The sequence below is a fragment of the Robbsia andropogonis genome (assembly GCF_000970345.1).
In the GTDB taxonomy this organism is placed as follows: domain Bacteria; phylum Pseudomonadota; class Gammaproteobacteria; order Burkholderiales; family Burkholderiaceae; genus Robbsia; species Robbsia andropogonis.
On record NZ_LAQU01000014.1, the window covers coordinates 103,437 to 117,495 of the forward strand.

The window sequence follows — 14,059 nt, forward strand, 5'->3', positions numbered from 1 at the left end:
TAAGATGAGAACCTGACTCCCCGATCCAGCTATCAGGAGATAATCGCAGGCGCCTTATCGTCCCACGGACAAAGCGCCTCGAAAGCCGCACTGAACTGCAGTACGTCCGCATCGGCAAATCGCCGCCCCACTACTTGTAACCCGATTGGTAGGCCGTCCGGACTCCAACCGCAAGGAATATTCGCCGCCGGGTTGCCGGACAAGTTGAAAGGATAGGTGAATGGCGTCCAGCGAGCCCACGGGACCATGCTATCTCTGTGGTTTGCGAAGTCCTCGGGCGCAGTCCTGTCGGCGTCGAAAGGCAGGATAGGCACTGTAGGGGTAATCAACAAATCATAGCCATCGAAGAATGCGTGCACTTGATTAGCAAACTTTGCGCGACCGTGCGTCGCGGCCAGATAGCTTTCGAGTCTGATGGTCCGCGCACGTTCGATTAAGTCAACAAATCCCGGATCGAGTTGTTCGAGTTCGTTTGCAAGGGTCTTGCCATAGGCCACACCGCGACCACCCGCCCATAACGTCTCAAAAATCGGTAAGGGATCTTGCCATGGCGGCTGTGTTTCCTCGATGGTGACGGGAAGTTTGTCAGCGATTTTCGCTACGGCTGTCTCAACCGCTTTCGCGATGACGGGGTCGACATCAACGTTGAAAAGTGAGGGGCAAAACGCAATACGGAGTGAAGGAAGTGGCTCGTCGCAGCGCGTCAGGTATGATTCTGTTGGTGCTGGAAGTGCTTGATGGTCCAGCACATCAGGGCCTGAAAAGATATCGAATAACAAGGCGCTGTCGCGAACCGTGCGTGTTAAAGGCGCCGCATGACTTAGCATTTCCGTCGCGGACCAAGGCCAGGTCGGAATGCGTCCAAGCGTCCCTTTAAGTGCGAATAGACCGCAGAACGCACCCGGAATCCGGACCGAACCTCCCCCGTCGGATCCCAGCGCAGCCGGGACCATTCGTGCTGCCACGGCGATGGCGGATCCTGAGCTCGAGCCCCCGCTTGTGAGTTTGGCATTCCATGGATTTCGCCCGTTCCCGAACACGCGTGAGATACTGGTACCCGTCCAACCGAATTCCGTGGTCGCCGTTTTGCCCACGATGATCGCGCCGGCTTTCTTCAATCGACTGATAATCGGCGCGTCCTGATCTGGAACGAAATCGCAAGCGGTCAGCGAACCGCGGGTCGTACGTAGGCCCTTTGTGTAGAAAAGATCTTTCACGCCAAACGGTACGCCGTGAAGCGGGCCGCGGATATTTCCCGCGGCGGCTTCGCGCGTCAGCGTTTCCGCGTAAGCGCCTGCCTCGACGGGATACAGGTCGCCGAAAGCGCGTAATGTGGAATTGTGGGTTTCAATTACCGCAAATACCCGCTCAAGCAACGCGGTCGGCGTCAGGCTGCCGTCTCGAATCTGGCGCGACGCAGCCAACACGTCTGGCATTCCCTGGGTACAGTGTTGATCAAGCATCCGAATCTCCGCATCGCTGCGTGTATCGTTATGGATGACATTACCTCCATACAAAATTCGGTAGTCAAGGGAAATGTTGGAAGTGAGGGAAATGTGGAATTCGCCGGCGTGAGTACGTCGAATAGAAACCTTCAGCGGGTGTGGCGCCGCGCCGCAACAGAAAACTGCTACGGCGGCGCCGATTGTCATGACGACCTTGCCGATGGGAACGTGCTAATCAGCGCGCGGCGAGATTGGCTTTGAAAAAGGCAGGTATCGGAAGCGTCGCGGTGCTGCCACGAAACATGGGGGCCGGTGTGGTGCGATATAGTCGATCGCGGTGGAGACTTTTACAACCATCAAATGCATCTACATGTCCTTGGCTGATTGAACGTTATTCAGCTAGGTATTCGCGCAAATGGATCGACGTGAAATAGGTCTGGGTGTTCACATTTAGTAACGGGAGTCGTGAAATTCCGTGATGACCGTTACCGGATGGGGCCTGCGGGTGCGAGGGTGCGGGGATGGGCGGCCTTCTTGGAAATCGACCAACGCGGCTAACGGATAACCGCTTTCATGGCGTTACGGAATCAAACAGTCCCGATGCAATATGGGAAAATTTTGTATCGCTGACTTTGACAAGCGTTTTCTTTTGTCAAAAGAGTGGCAAAGCATTTTCCTCTTTATGTCTTCTTACCTTGCCACGATCAGTTGCCTTATGGTTTCCCGTTATTGCCGAATGCGCGGAATCCCTTTCTTTCTTCGAGTCGCGCATAGTAAGTTCGGACGGCATCGAAGGCGGGATGATCAATCGGCGTGGCGTACCAGCGATGGACGGATAATCCAATAACGATATCCGCGAGGGAAAATTCCGCGCCAAGTAAAAACGCCTGGGTTTTGCGCAGTTGCGAATCGATCAACGCCATGTGATCCGTCCACTTTTCGATACTTCGTGCAACGATGTCCGGGTAGGCGAAGTCCGGGTGAGCGCGCACTAAATGCATGAACGGGTAGCGCCATGCGTTATTCAGCTCGGTCGCTTGCCAGTCCATCCATCTCTCGATTTGCGCGCGGTTCACGCCCGTCTGCGGGAGCAATCGGCGCGATGGGTCGTACTTGGAGGCCAGGTAACGAATGATCGAATTCGACTCTGAGGTGATCAGTTCTCCGTCGATCAAGACCGGTACCTGAGCCATGGGATTAAGTGCCAGGAATTCCGGCGACGTTACGGGTTTATGTCCTTCGCCCCATTCTTCATGATCGTAAGGAATATCTAATTCGGTGCATGTCCACAGGACTTTACGCACGTTGATTGATGACGATTTTCCTAGAATCTTGATCATGATGTAGAACTCGCTTTCTTTTATTACTGCATTCAGAACTGAGGAGTCGTATGTGAGCGCGTGCAGGCGCGATGGTGTCGGGTAATGGATAATCGAGCCAGCGCGCGTGCCGTGTGCGGTTACCACCTGAGACGCTATCAGATATGCGCCGCGTTGTCATCGATGCGTCAGGCACCCGATCCTGGCTTCCTTCAGGTGAAACTTTACCTTGCCGAGATTGTATGGGTGGACCTTCACGGCGAGATCTAAAAAACGAAAAAGTCTACGTAGTCTGCTTTAGTTCCGGTGGCCAGGCCGAGCGTATCCGCAGCCGAAACGATTTCTAAGCCGACTCATGTGGCTGCTTTTCTGGAGAGCCCAATGCGGCGAAGGGCATTTTTTGTACAGGCTTCCTCATGCTCGTGCCTGCACAACGGGGAGGGCTTACCAGCCGTAGAAACGTGGCCACGCATGTACCGAGCCGTCTTCCTGCAGTGCGTAATACGTCGGATGCTGCGCGCCTGTTGCACAAGCGTGATTCGGTAGAATCCGGAGCATGGAGCCAATTGGGAAGCGTTCGACGATATTCTTGTCGTCCCCGCCCATCCGCTCTACGATGCCATGTTCTTGATTGGTGCCGACGATGCGGTAGCCGCCCAGTGCTTCGCCATCCACATTGCAGACTGCGCCATAGCCGAAATCCTGTTTCTGACGTTTCGTGCCTGTGTCGCGGCTCATCGCCATCCAGCCGGCGTCGACGATGATCCAGCCCTTTTCTTCCTGGTGTCCGATGACCGTTGTCAGAACGCTGAGTGCTATCTCGTCTATCGTAGTGACGCCGATGTTATGCATGACCAGATCAAAAGTCACGTATACCCCTGCTCGCACTTCCGTGACCCCTTCCAGATTGGTGGCAACAAGGGCAGTGGGCGTCGAGCCGATACTGACGACAGCGCAAGGGAGGCCGGCGGTGCGTAACCGGGTCGCCGCCCTTACCGTGCCGGCTCTTTCCTGTTCGGCTATTTTCGATAGGTCTTCATCGTTATCGAAATCGTAACTGGAACCCGCATGTGCCAGTACGCCGCCAAGGCGCATTCCTCCGTCGGTCAAGGTGCGTCCAATCGCGATGAGCGTATCGTCCTCTGGTTTGATGCCGGAGCGATGGCCATCTACATCGATTTCAATCCAAACCTCGAAGACCTCTCCATGCGCTTTGCCGAAACGTACGATGGCTTCCGCGCATGCAACGCTGTCCGCCAGAATTTTTAAATCACACCCTTTTTGCCGCAGGGCATGCGCCTGTCCAAGTTTGGACGGGGCCATGCCAACCGCATACACGATATCTCGAATGCCGGCTGCGAAGAATTGTTCCGCTTCTTTCAACGTGGACACCGTGATGCCCTTGGCGCCCGCGTCGATTTGCTCGGAAACAACCTGCAAGCATTTTGTGGTCTTCACATGGGGTCGAAAGCGAACGCCGAGCGCGTTCATCCGCTGTTGCATGCGATGGATGTTGCGTCTCATTCGAGAGACATCGATCAAGGCGGCTGGCGTGGAGATTTCGTGGAGAGCCATCGTTGTGTTCAGCGTTAAAATATGACGGAAATGCCCGGACGTATCATCGCCGAAGCACTAGGACGAATTCGGCAATTGTAGGCGAGCGCTTTTATAAAAGGATTTAGCGACTGTAAAGTGAGCATTATCCGGGCATAAATGATAATGAGGCGGAGCGGTGCGCTTTTGAAATCGTAAAAGCCGCGCCTGTAAGGGAGTTATTTGCGCCACGGGGCCGAACCAAGTCGCTCTTTGGCGATGTCGAGAAATGCCTTTTGCCTTGGGGTCAAGCCGGTGCGAGTGGGCGTCAAGGCCATGATGGGCGCCGATTCGAGTCGCCAGTCGGATAAAACGCGGACTAATTTCCCGGAAGAGATAAATTGCGCACTTTCCCATTCGGAGCGTGCAAAGATGCCGAGACCCTTTATGCCCCAGTCGCATATTACGGTGCCATCGTTGGAGGACAAGCGCCCTGTGAGTCGTATATTCACCGGTTTTTCAGCTTGCCTTCCGTCACGACCGCCGCGGGACAATCGAAGACGGGTGACGTCTTCGTCGTTTTCGCGCAGGGCAAGGAAGTCGTAGTGGACCAGGTCTGAAGGGTGTTCAAGCCGAGACAGACGTTGGGCATATTTGGGACTGGCACAAAGAAAGCGCTCGTTGGGTGCCAGGTAATGGCCAACCCAGGATGAGGGTTTCGTATTGCCGATGGAAATCACAATGTCGGCGCCCGCGGCCGCGGCAAGCGGGCTTTCGGAAAGGATGAGAGACACGCTCAAGTTCGGATGCGAGCGATTCATTTCCTGCATGACGGGTGCGATATGCATGCGGCCGAAGCCAAATGGTGCAACCACCCGCAAATTGCCCGAAACACTATTGGATCTTCCCGAGACGACGGCGCCGATCGCATCGATTCTTTCAAGGATATCAACCGCCTCTTGCCGCAGCCGCTGTCCCTCGTTAGTCAGTGAAAACCCTCGCGCTTCGCGGGTTCCGAGTCGTACGCCAAGGCGCTCCTCAATGCGCTGGAGACGGGTTGTCACCGCGGGCGGGGTCAAGTTAAGCAGCCTTGCGGCTTCGGCCAAGGATTTCGCCGACCCCAATGCGCGAAACAGTCGCATATCTTCAAGTTCCAGCATTAACGTCTCCTTAATGCCCAATTTTGTAGATATTAAACCCGACAAAACGTTTCTTTTCTATAGTCGCGTTAACACGGATCGCTCAAGAGCGAATGTTCGCTAAGGCGTGAGCGTATACGCAACACGTCGTGCCGTCGGCGCATAGGGCGGGGCCCTAAGCGTTGCAAAGCTTTTTCCAATAAGCGTCTGCGTATGGGGTGTCGAAAGTGCTATTTCCGCGGGCTGGGCTGCCAGGGTTTCTAATATGAAAGATGACAATGCTACCGGCTGTTCCTATCGTCCATTCACACCTGGGGATGTAGCGGCGGCGCATGCTTTGTCCGTCGCTGTGCATTGGCCGCATCGTCCGGAAGATTGGCACTTTGCACTTGAAGTCGGGAACGGCTTTGTAGCCGTATCGGACGGTGCGATCGTCGGCACCGCTTTATGCTGGAAATATGGGACCGGGCATGCCTCGTTAGGCTTGGTTATCGTGTCGCCGAATCATCAGGGGCGCGGGGTAGGTCGTACACTGATGAAACGACTTCTTGACGAAGTTGGTGCAAGAGTGACATTTCTCCACGCCACTCCCGAAGGTCAACCACTTTATGAGAAATTGGGCTTCTCAGTATGCGGACAGCTCGATCAACACCAGGGAAACGTAGCGAACATCTTGCCGGTTGCGTTACCCGACGACGTGTGCGTGCGTGCAGCCACGCTCGAAGATGAGGCAACCGTCATGAGGCTTGCATCTCGTGCCTCGCGTTGTGACCGTCAGCCCGTGATGCGTGCCTTGTTGCAGATTAGTGATTGCGCGGTGTTGGCGCAAGCGGGGAAGGTCGTCGGTTTCTCGATGTTCAGGCGTTTCGGACGCGGTTACATGGTTGGCCCGATAGTCGCACCACGTTCAACGAAAGACGTACTAGCAAAATTGCTTATCGCGCATTGGCTTAACGGACGAACCGACGAATACATTCGCCTCGATGTACCGAAGGGTGCTGTGTTGAACGACTGGCTAATAGAACAGGGTCTGAAACGCGTCGACACAGTAAATAAAATGGTAGTTAACGCGCCTGCGGAGGCTTATCCCGATGCCGCTGATCCGGACTGCCAGCTTTATGGGCTGGTAACACAGGCCATGTTTTAAATATCGATGTTTGACCGGATAGTCGCTGGATCAATATCGAGAATGGATGTCGAGGAATGGGACCTGATCGGAAACGCGGTGACCTGCTGTCTGCCTGTGGCGCGGCTGGCATTGCGCAATCCGCGGCGCCGTCGACCATCGATTCCGGCGAGTTCAGCATGAAGCTTGGTTTAACGTTACGTTAAAAAGCGCTTTATCAACGCCGAGCAGCTGCATTCGATAATCGTCGACATGAACCTACCGTAACGGAAGAGTATTTATATGCGAGTACCTTTGACACCAGTTGTATCGAGTCCAACGCTGCCAGGAAGCGTGGATGTGGTGATAATCGGTGCGGGCATCATAGGCGCGTTCACGGCCTGGTTTCTTGCAAAGCGCGGGATGAAAGTGGCGCTGCTTGAAAAGGGCTTCGTTGGTGGGGAACAATCAAGCCGTAATTGGGGATGGTGTCGGCAGCAGAATCGCGATGCGCGCGAACTCCCTATGGCGACACATAGTTTGCGTCTTTGGGAAGAATTCGAAGCAACATCAGGTGAATCAACTGGATTTCGTCGGAGCGGCTTGCTATATCTTAGCAATAGTGATGAGGAGCTGGCTGGGCGCGATGGTGCGATTTCGCCAAAACGGCCGGCGTTCGAACGGAAGTGCTGGGAAGCCAAGCGGCTAGCGCCAAGGCGCGTTTTACAGAGAAACAGTGGAAAGGCGGGATCTTTGCTCCGACCGATGGGACCGCAGATCCTGGTAACGCTGCACCTGCCGTGGCTCGCGCTATTTTGAAGCTAGGCGGAACGGTCCATCAGAACTGCGCGGCACGCGGTATTGAAACAGAAGCTGGGCGGGTGTCGGGGGTGGTGACAGAGCACGGTACCATTCGCACAAAAACGGCCGTGCTGTCCGGGGGAGCGTGGGCGTCTACCTTTTGTCGGCAACTCGGCATTCGTATGCCGCAAGCAACCATCCGTTCTTCAATCATGGAGCTTGCGGTAGCGCGCGGTGTACTCCCCGACGCAGTGCATACCAAGGATGTCTCTATTACCCGGCGTAGCGATAACACGTACACACTGGCCATCAGCGGTATGGCACGGTTTGACCCGACGCAACAGAAATTCCGTTACGCCAAAGATTTTTTCCCATTATTCCGGCGTCGCTGGCGCAGCATCAGCGTTGGTACGCTCGAAGGCGTTCGTTCTGGGCATGAAAGTCTCAAGCGCTGGCGACTCGATGAAGTAACACCGATGGAACGGATGCGTGTGTTGGATCCTACGCCGGACCAGACCGCGCTGCGCCTTATGCACAGTCGAGCCATTGCGCTATGCCCGGCTCTTGGGAAAAGTCACACGACGGCATCCTGGGCTGGATATATCGACATGACTCCGGACGGGGTGCCGTGTATAGGGGAAGTGAATGAGGTCGCTGGTCTGGTACTCGCTGCCGGCTTCAGCGGTCATGGATTTGGAATAGGACCCGGTGCGGGCCATCTTATTGCGGATCTTGTAATGGGTTCGACACCTATTGTCGACCCGAGGCCCTTTGACCCAAAACGTTTCGCCACCGTCATGCCTAAGGATATAGCCGATTTTTAAGATTCGTATTTATCCAGCGGATTGGCATATCGATGGTATAACGGCTTTGCCAAGCGTTATTGATTTCTGTCTGGTCAAGGGGCGGTAACGGAGAGGGGGGCGGTATCCGTGGTTTGACGCCGCGGGTGCGGCGAAGCGCAAAGTGTCATCTTGATATGCACCTGATATGAAACTGACTTCCTATTGGCTTGATACCGCGCCGCGCTTCACGAAAGGGGCGCATGGCGTGGTACACGGAAGCGCGGATGTCGTGGTGATTGGTGCAGGCTTTACGGGCTTGTCAGCCGCGCTCGCCTTGGCAAAGAAAGGCGCAAAAGTCACGGTGCTGGAGGCAGGCCTGGTTGGTAACGCGGCATCGGGCCGGAACGGCGGCATGTGTAATAACGGCTTCGCGCAAGACTATGCGACGCTGTCGGCGCAGCTAGGTCGCGATACCGCAAATATGCTTTATAGAAGTTTCGATGCAGGTGTAGCCAAGGTCGAATCCATCATTCAAGAGGAGGGGATCGACTGCAGTTTCAGGCGGGTAGGAAAACTCAAACTTGCCGCCAAGCCTGAGCATTACGATAAGCTTGCAAGGTCCCAAGAGATACTGGCGCGCGAAGTCGATCCCGATACACGCATGGTCAGCGCAAGCGATATACGTAACGAAATGGGTTGTGATCGCTACTTTGGAGGCCTGCTTTATGAGAAAAGTGCGGGCATGCACGTCGGCCGTTTTGCGCATGGGCTTGCGGAGGCGGCAGTCAGGAAGGGCGTCCGGATTTATGAGAATTCGCCGATGATTGGGCTTCAACGGATCAATGGTCAACGTCACGTGGTGAAGACCGCCGATGGGTCAATCGAGGCGTCTCAGGTATTGCTCGCTAGTGGTACATCGCGTTTTGGTCCACTGGGTTGGTTCCGTCGTAGGATCATCCCTGTCGGTGCATTCCTGATTGTCACAGAACCGTTGCGTACGACGTTGCTGGACCAGCTCATTCCTAACCGGCGGATGTACGTTGATACGAAGAACTTTGTGAACTACTTTCGTGTTACACCAGACAACCGACTGTTGTTCGGCGGCCGCGCACGCTTCGCGGAATCAAATCCGGCTTCCGACGCGAAAAGTGGCATGATCTTGACGCAAGCGTTGGGCGAAACGTTCCCGGAACTTGCCAATGCGCAAATCGATTATTGCTGGGGCGGCATGGTGGACATGACCCGGGATCGCCTGCCTAGGGCTGGTGAACGTAATGGCGTCTTCTATTCAATGGGTTACAGCGGTCATGGTACACATATGTCCACGTATATGGGCGCTGTGATGGCCGACGTATTGGACGGCCGTACAGACCTCAATCCGTGGCGTGATTTCGAGTGGAAGGCGATACCCGGGCATTTTGGAAAACCGTGGTTTCTGCCTTTGATCGGTGCCTACTATCGCTTCCAGGATTTCCTTCGATGACTACTTTATTGCATCTTCCTTGTCTGGATGCCGAGAAATTGGCAGAAAGTGTGTATGTCGGCGGACAGTGGCGCGCACCGGAACACGGCGGTGGCCTTGCCGAGGTCATCAATCCCGCAACGGAGGCGTCCATCGGTGATGTGGCCCTGGGCACCGCGCATGACGTGGATATGGCCGTGTCGGCCGCATTGTCTGCGTTTCCGGACTGGTCCATGACGGAGCCTTCGTATCGTGCGGCTATCTTGGAAAAGGTCCATCGGTTGATTCTTGAGCGGAAAGAGGAGTTTGCCCGCGCTATCTCAATGGAGATGGGGGCACCCATTGACTTCGCGCGGATGTCGCAGGTTCCCCTGGCGGCGGAACATGTTCGCGTGGCGCGAGACGTGGTGCGGACTTATCCGTTTGTACAGACCAGCGGTTCAACCGCGATTGCTCGTGAGGCAATTGGTGTCTGCGCCTTGATTACGCCATGGAACTGGCCGCTATACCAGATTACCGCTAAAGTGGCACCAGCCCTGGCAGCAGGCTGCGCCGTCGTACTGAAACCAAGCGAACTGGCGCCGTTGAGCGCAATGCTTTTCGCGCAGGTTGTACACGATGCTGGCGTTCCGGCAGGCATTTTCAACATGGTGCTTGGAAGCGGCGCGGAGGTCGGGGAGGCGCTGGCGGCGCATCCGGATGTGGACATGGTTTCGATTACGGGCTCTAACCGCGCGGGTGCCTTGGTCGCCCAAGCCGCCGCTCCCACTTTCAAGAGAGTGACGCAGGAGCTTGGGGGGAAATCACCGAACGTTTTTCTGCCTGATGCGGACTTCGTGCACGCCGTGCCCAAGGGCGTGATGTCCGGATTCCGTAATGCAGGTCAGTCTTGTAGTGCTCCGACTAGAATGCTGGTGCCACGGAATCGTTTGGCGGAAGTGGAGGCTCTGGCATTGAAGACGGTGGAATCAATGACAGTCGGTGATCCAAGCGTCGAGGGCACGGTTCTGGGCCCGATCGCAAACGCAGCGCAGTATGGTCGTGTTCAGATGTTGATTGAAGAGGGCATGGCGTCAGGTGCGAGGCGTATTTGCGGCGGCCCTGGCCGACCTGACGGCATGCAGAAAGGGTTTTTCGCCAGGGCGACAATTTTTTCCGATGTCACGCCCTCGATGCGTATTGCACAAGAGGAAATATTCGGGCCGGTGCTTTGCATCATGCCCTACGATTCTGTCGATGAGGCGGTGGCGATTGCCAACAGCACGTCGTATGGGCTTGGCGCGCATGTACAAAGCCGTGACCTCATAGCGGCAAAGGCTGTTGCAGGACGAATCCGTTCCGGTCAGGTTCACATTAACTATCCCGCGTGGGACGCGTTTGCCCCGTTCGGTGGTTATAAGCGTTCCGGGAATGGCCGGGAATATGGGGTTTTTGGCTTGGAAGAATATTTGGAGACCAAGGCGATTCTGGGCTACGTCGAGTCGACCTAGAAAAAGCCAGAGACCCTCGCGTCGCGAAGCGCTTTAGATTTCATACAATTCCAGGGGGAGATCATCCGGGTCGGCGAAGAAAGTGAATCGTTTGCCTGTGTATTCGTCCACTCGTATGGGCTCTGGTTCAATTTCGTGTTCGCGCAAGGCCTCTACTGCAGTATCGAGATTTGTTACACGGAAAGCGAGATGCCGCATGCCGCATGCCTCAGGCCGGCTAGTACGCGGTGGCGGCGATGGAAAGGAAAACAGTTCAATCTGCGCGCCGTCTGGCATGCGCAAGTCGAGCTTGTAGGAATTGCGCTGCGCGCGATATACCTCGGCCACAATCTCCAGTCCCAGTATCTCGGTATAAAAGCGGCGCGAGCGTTGGTAGTCTGAGGCAATGATGGCCACGTGGTGGATGCCTGAAATTTTCACGGACATGTGTCTCTGCGGATGGCTGCTGGATCCATCGATTCTACTGTACGTACACACTCCCTATTTGGCCCGGGCGGTCCGTCGTTCCGATTGACGCTATATCATAAAATTTACGAATTCCTTTCGGTCATGATAAGCTACTGCTTGTCTTTGGGGAGTAGCCGGCTTCCATCCGGAAGCAGTTGCGTCAACATTCTCGGTCGGCCAGACCGTGGCGCAGCTACCCTGCTTTAGGTTGGCGAGACCATCGACACATCGCCGCAACCGGTCGAGTGCAGCGATGTGTCGTGGTTTATTGCCCGACCTAGAGCGCCCAAATAGATGAATCCTGTCGCGATACTGTTCCTGGCTTTTGCCATGTCCACAGATGCTTTTGCCGCTTCTATTGGCAAAGGTGCCACATTGCATCGTCCTAAATGGCGCGAAGCAATCAGAACCGGTTTAATTTTCGGTGTAATCGAAGCGTTGACACCTATCGCCGGGTGGCTCCTGGGTAAGGCTGCCGCCCAATACGTGTCAGCCTGGGATCACTGGATAGCCTTCGTATTGCTCGGTATTCTTGGCGGTCGCATGATCGTCAATAGCTTCAAAGTCGAGGAAGTGAACAATGAGAAGCCCGCGATGCATTCATTCTGGGTGTTGGCCCTCACGGGTTTTGCCACCAGCATTGATGCCATGGCGGTGGGTGCAGGCCTCGCATTCGTTGACGTGAATATCTATTCCACGGCCGCAGCCATCGGGTTGGCTACTGCGACCATGGTAACGATTGGCGTAATGATCGGACGTGTCGTGGGCAGCGTGGTGGGCCGCCGTGCGGAATGTGTTGGCGGGGTTGTCTTGATTGGCATCGGTGTGCTGATTCTCGTCGAACACCTCGGAGGCTAGTCGTTGGCTAATGGGCAGGTCCGATGTTTGTACGTCAAGACCGCAACTTCAAGCCGGTTGTGCGCACTGAAAATCGTCTGGTATCAGTCTTCGAAAGGCCGCGTGACCTCGCGAAACCATCCGACGTTCCCCCGCATCCTACCCAACCATGCCTCGTTTTCCGGCTGACCGCGCCAGGTGCCATCGGCAGCCGCATCGCCCTACAATCACGGCTTTTTCGATACGTCGATTTTCTGACCGGTATCGATAAACGGCTTCATCGTGCCGTCATTTACTTCTGAACCCTTCATGACGTCGTTATATTGATATGCCAAGCTTGCCGTTTGGCAGGTCGGAGCTGTGTATCTTTTCCCGGGCCACGTCACCAAAAACCGTTGTCGCTTGCAACGGAATGGGGAAGCAGGGATTGCCTACTTAAGGAGCAAAGGGCGTGAGAAAGAATGTAATAGCAGCGGTGGTTTCCTTCTCGGCAGCAGTATTTTCAGCTTCAACGCATGCACAGAGCAGCGTGACGCTATACGGTTTGCTTGACGTGGGTGTCGATTACGCAAGCAATCAGCGAGCCTCCACGGGCGGATCTGGCGGCCGCCCTTTCGCTGCAGAGCGGCAATGTAAATGCCAGCCGATGGGGCTTGCGTGGCAGCGAGGACCTTGGCGGCGGCTTGTCGGCAATCTTTACGTTGGAAAATGGCTTCAATATCGGGTCAGGTCAGTCGTCCAATGGTAATGATGAATTTGGGCGACAGGCATTTGTAGGCTTGCGCAGCGCTCGCTTTGGCCGAGTCACGCTCGGCCGACAATACGATTCGGTTGCAACTTTCGTCGCACCGTTGTCGGCTGCTGGCAGTTTTGGTGGCAATCTGGCGTCGCATCCCTTTGACAGTGACAACATGGCAGGCAGCATGCGGATGAACAATTCCGTGATGCTGCGTAGCGCGGATTTTCATGGATTCGAGTTTGGCGGTGGTTACGCATTCAGCAACACCGCGTCCGGTTTCCGGGAGAACAACGCATTCACGTTCGGCGGAAAGTATGCTTACGGCGGCCTTTCGCTTGCCGCCGCTTTCTTCCAAGCAAATCAGCCGGGCGGCTCACGTTCTGGAAATGTCTCCGGGGCCATCAGCAGTAGCGACGGCAATGCACAGTTTCTGGGGCAGCGACAGCGCGTCTATGCGGGGGGTGTTCAATACGCTTTCTCCAACGCACAGATCGGCTTTGTTGCAAGTCGAACATCGATCGATGCGCCAACGGCAGTGGATTCAGGTGGCAGCTATGCCGCATTCACTGGCGATTTCATGACGCTCTACAATTATGAGTTAAACGGAAAGTATGCGCTGACGCCGGCATTGTCGCTTGGCGGCGCTGTTACTTATACGCAAGGCCATTATGTGCGGCCAGGTACGTCGGAACATCCGAAGTGGATGCAAGGAACAGTGCAGATCGACTATGCGCTGAGCCAACGTACCGATGTCTATCTGGAGGGTACGTATCAGCACGTGAGCGGTGCGAATATCGCCGTGCTTGATGAGGCATCCATCTATCACTTCACACCATCAAGCTCGAATCGCCAGGCGATTGTCGCTATAGGTATGCGGACGCGATTCTGATGCGGAAGGTGGTGCAGTGAATGACATGTTTACGCGTTGAGACGGTCGATGGTGAAGATGGGAACGTG

Annotated in this window: 10 protein-coding genes, 1 pseudogene and 1 riboswitch; of the genes and pseudogenes, 6 read left to right on the plus strand and 5 right to left on the minus strand. The window is 55.3% G+C overall.

All coding sequences use genetic code 11. The annotated features are described in order from the left end of the window. Positions 1 to 32 precede the first annotated feature (32 nt). The 4 genes from WM40_RS14450 to WM40_RS14465 form a co-directional block, all read right to left on the minus strand. A complete protein-coding gene (locus tag WM40_RS14450; RefSeq protein ID WP_201779137.1) occupies positions 33 to 1,463 on the minus strand; it encodes an amidase in 1,431 nt (476 codons plus the stop codon). 695 nt (positions 1,464 to 2,158) lie between these two features. After that, positions 2,159 to 2,785, minus strand: a complete 627-nt coding sequence (locus WM40_RS14455; RefSeq protein WP_024904712.1) for a glutathione S-transferase family protein — start codon at positions 2,783 to 2,785, stop codon at positions 2,159 to 2,161. 423 nt (positions 2,786 to 3,208) lie between these two features. Then, positions 3,209 to 4,339, minus strand: coding sequence for a DSD1 family PLP-dependent enzyme (locus WM40_RS14460; RefSeq protein WP_046153187.1), 1,131 nt, complete (start codon positions 4,337 to 4,339; stop codon positions 3,209 to 3,211). A gap of 197 nt (positions 4,340 to 4,536) precedes the next feature. Next, a complete protein-coding gene (locus WM40_RS14465; protein ID WP_046153188.1) occupies positions 4,537 to 5,457 on the minus strand; it encodes a LysR family transcriptional regulator in 921 nt (306 codons plus the stop codon). Between the two features lie 244 nt (positions 5,458 to 5,701). Here WM40_RS14465 and WM40_RS14470 point away from each other — a divergent pair, with 244 nt between their 5' ends. The 4 genes and pseudogenes from WM40_RS14470 to WM40_RS14485 all read left to right on the plus strand — a co-directional run bounded on the left by WM40_RS14470 (position 5,702) and on the right by WM40_RS14485 (position 11,079). Continuing rightward, a complete protein-coding gene (locus WM40_RS14470) occupies positions 5,702 to 6,583 on the plus strand; it encodes a GNAT family N-acetyltransferase (protein ID WP_046153189.1) in 882 nt (293 codons plus the stop codon). 261 nt (positions 6,584 to 6,844) lie between these two features. Beyond that, positions 6,845 to 8,166 (plus strand): annotated as a pseudogene (locus WM40_RS14475) (NAD(P)/FAD-dependent oxidoreductase). A gap of 166 nt (positions 8,167 to 8,332) precedes the next feature. Next, positions 8,333 to 9,610 carry an NAD(P)/FAD-dependent oxidoreductase gene (locus WM40_RS14480; RefSeq protein ID WP_024904707.1) on the plus strand — a complete coding sequence of 426 codons (1,278 nt, stop codon included), beginning with the start codon at positions 8,333 to 8,335 and terminating at the stop codon, positions 9,608 to 9,610. Further along, complete coding sequence (locus tag WM40_RS14485; RefSeq protein ID WP_024904706.1) at positions 9,607 to 11,079, plus strand: aldehyde dehydrogenase family protein; 1,473 nt, start codon at positions 9,607 to 9,609, stop codon at positions 11,077 to 11,079. Before WM40_RS14480 ends, WM40_RS14485 begins: the two co-directional genes overlap by 4 nt. Positions 11,080 to 11,112: 33 nt before the next feature. On the opposite strand, the gene gloA2 is transcribed toward WM40_RS14485, so the two are convergent. Further along, the gene (gloA2, locus tag WM40_RS14490; protein ID WP_201779138.1) at positions 11,113 to 11,499 is read right to left on the minus strand and encodes an SMU1112c/YaeR family gloxylase I-like metalloprotein; all 387 of its coding nucleotides are present in this window, start codon (positions 11,497 to 11,499) and stop codon (positions 11,113 to 11,115) included. 140 nt (positions 11,500 to 11,639) lie between these two features. Further along, a riboswitch (yybP-ykoY riboswitch) is annotated at positions 11,640 to 11,812 on the plus strand. An 8-nt stretch (positions 11,813 to 11,820) separates the two neighbouring features. Here gloA2 and mntP point away from each other — a divergent pair. Together mntP and WM40_RS14505 are read left to right on the plus strand one after the other, a co-directional pair. Further along, positions 11,821 to 12,384, plus strand: a complete 564-nt coding sequence (gene mntP / locus WM40_RS14495; RefSeq protein WP_024904704.1) for a manganese efflux pump MntP — start codon at positions 11,821 to 11,823, stop codon at positions 12,382 to 12,384. A gap of 536 nt (positions 12,385 to 12,920) precedes the next feature. Further along, complete coding sequence (locus tag WM40_RS14505) at positions 12,921 to 13,991, plus strand: porin (protein ID WP_330218164.1); 1,071 nt, start codon at positions 12,921 to 12,923, stop codon at positions 13,989 to 13,991. Positions 13,992 to 14,059 lie beyond the last annotated feature (68 nt).

Coding starts and splice junctions, on each gene's coding strand:
- WM40_RS14480 (WP_024904707.1), top strand. CDS start 8,333: ATGAAACTGACTTCCTATTGGCTTGATACCGCGCCGCGCTTCACGAAA.
- WM40_RS14450 (WP_201779137.1), bottom strand. CDS start 1,463: ATGCTTGATCAACACTGTACCCAGGGAATGCCAGACGTGTTGGCTGCG.
- WM40_RS14465 (WP_046153188.1), bottom strand. CDS start 5,457: ATGCTGGAACTTGAAGATATGCGACTGTTTCGCGCATTGGGGTCGGCG.
- mntP (WP_024904704.1), top strand. CDS start 11,821: ATGAATCCTGTCGCGATACTGTTCCTGGCTTTTGCCATGTCCACAGAT.
- WM40_RS14485 (WP_024904706.1), top strand. CDS start 9,607: ATGACTACTTTATTGCATCTTCCTTGTCTGGATGCCGAGAAATTGGCA.
- WM40_RS14455 (WP_024904712.1), bottom strand. CDS start 2,785: ATGATCAAGATTCTAGGAAAATCGTCATCAATCAACGTGCGTAAAGTC.
- WM40_RS14460 (WP_046153187.1), bottom strand. CDS start 4,339: ATGGCTCTCCACGAAATCTCCACGCCAGCCGCCTTGATCGATGTCTCT.
- WM40_RS14470 (WP_046153189.1), top strand. CDS start 5,702: ATGAAAGATGACAATGCTACCGGCTGTTCCTATCGTCCATTCACACCT.